2 protein-coding genes are annotated in these 2,005 nt (G+C 37.8%); both read left to right on the top strand.

What is annotated here, in order from left to right; all coding sequences use genetic code 11:
* On the top strand, positions 1 to 876 hold an 876-nt coding region (locus tag ACFIO3_RS12190), incomplete at its 5' end, for an FtsK/SpoIIIE domain-containing protein (protein WP_375704533.1).
* Positions 877 to 1,729: 853 nt separating this feature from the next.
* Positions 1,730 to 1,852: a hypothetical protein gene (locus ACFIO3_RS12185; RefSeq protein ID WP_375608597.1), complete on the top strand. Its 123-nt coding sequence runs from the start codon at positions 1,730 to 1,732 to the stop codon at positions 1,850 to 1,852.
* Positions 1,853 to 2,005: the final 153 nt, after the last annotated feature.

Here is a 2,005-nt window from a genome sequence, read left to right as displayed (position 1 = left end):
GATCCTAAAAAAGCCGTCATTGCTTTAAAGTGGGCTGTTCGTGAAATGGAAGAGCGCTATAGTAAAATGTCAAAACTTGGCGTTCGCAATATCGATGGGTTTAATGCACGTCTCAAGGAGTCAGAAGGTCAAGGAGAGACAATGGTGCGTACAATTCAAGTTGGATTTGATCATGAAACTGGTGAGCCTCTTTATGAAACGGAAACGCTTGATTTTAGTCCTATGCCCTATATTGTTGTCATTATTGATGAAATGGCTGATTTGATGATGGTTGCTGGTAAAGATATTGAAGGAGCGGTTCAACGCTTAGCACAAATGGCGCGCGCTGCTGGTATCCATGTGATTATGGCAACACAGCGTCCTTCTGTTGATGTTATTACTGGGACGATTAAAGCCAATTTTCCTACACGCATTTCTTTTTCAGTGAGTTCAAAAATTGATAGCCGAACAATTCTAGGCGAACAGGGGGCCGAACAACTCTTGGGGCAGGGAGATATGCTCTTCATGATGGGAGGAGGACGTATTCAGCGTGTGCATGGACCTTTTGTTGCGGATGATGAAGTGGAGCAGGTTGTTGCACATCTCAAAGCGCAAGCACGACCTGATTATTTGGAAACAATTACGCAAGAAGTTGAAGAGGATGGTGCTGATGTTTCTTTGGCTTCTCCTTCAGAAGATGATCCCTATAGTCAAGCTGTTGCTATTGTTCTTCGTGACCGTAAGGCTTCTATTTCTTATATTCAACGCCGTTTAGGCATTGGTTATAACCGTGCTGCAACATTGATTGAGAGAATGGAAGAAGAAGGGATTATTAGTCCAGCAAATCATGCAGGGAAACGAGAAATTTTAGTCCCTGCTGAAGAAGAACGCTTTTGAAAAATCTTGATAATTGTTTTTTAATAATATCTTATAAAAATAGGTGGCTATCCTACTCTGCCGTAAAAAGTTGATATCATCATACATTGTTCCAGTCCTTGGTATTTGAGGCAATTCATAAGAAGTATTTTTATTCTTTAGCTTATATAATTTTTATCCATATGTCGGCCTTGCTTGTGATATGTAAGCCAATGATTCAATATGAGATAAGTATATGGTGAGAAAATCTTACGGTATTTGACATTATGATTCACGGTGAAAAATGATAATTTACCATTATAAATCAAGGTATAGATGTGAAATAATGTCATGTGAGGTGCTGTAGTATAAAAGTATGCAAGGCTTGATATATTAAGTGTTTTTTTAAGGCTGTATTGAATATTTAAGGTAGGGGTTATCAGCTTTATGTAAGGTGAAGCATATGGGGTGAGAAGCCAAGGGGAACCTACTAAAATCCAAACTGTTTATAGATCTGATCGGGTGGGGACTTTTATTCTTTTTGGTGAAGTCAAACAACCTTTTTGTTTCTGAAAAGAGTTTTCAGATTCGCAAAGTACTATGTTTAGTTTTTCATCGGTTCGTGTATTGACTATAATCTATGTTGTTTCAAAGATTATGGGTGGGGAAAATATATTATGCGTTTAGCAAATTAGCAGAAACGTAGGAATGTGAGTACTTGTGGGAGCTTCAAAGGCAGATTGTTTCTTTGGAAACAATACCGCAAACGGTTAAAGAATATAAGACGGATGTTTTGGGGGGGCTTCTTCTTGAGCAGATGATTATTGTCAAGCTGTTGCTGTTGTTCTTTGTGATGATTAGGCTTCAAATGCTTATATTCAACACTGTTTAGGCATTGCTTATAATTCGTGCGGCGACATTGATTGAGAAAATGGAAGAAGAAGGCGTCATTGGTTCAGCAAATTATGCGGGAAAACGGGAATTTTGTGGGGGGACTTTTGGAGAAGAATACTTTTAAAAATCTTTTGATAGTTTTTTCAAATAATATCTTTATCTTATAAAGCAGGGTATTTATTCATCATTTGTTGTTTATGATAAAGCCAATTAAGTATTGCTTGGGAGCATTTTTTATGAAAACGTCTTTTTTGTCGCAAAGAAGAGTCTTTGGGTT

Source organism: Bartonella sp. AD328YNZD, from assembly GCF_042196425.1.
The sequence above is the reverse complement of the archived record's forward strand: the minus strand, read 5'-3'. Positions and strand labels throughout refer to the sequence as shown.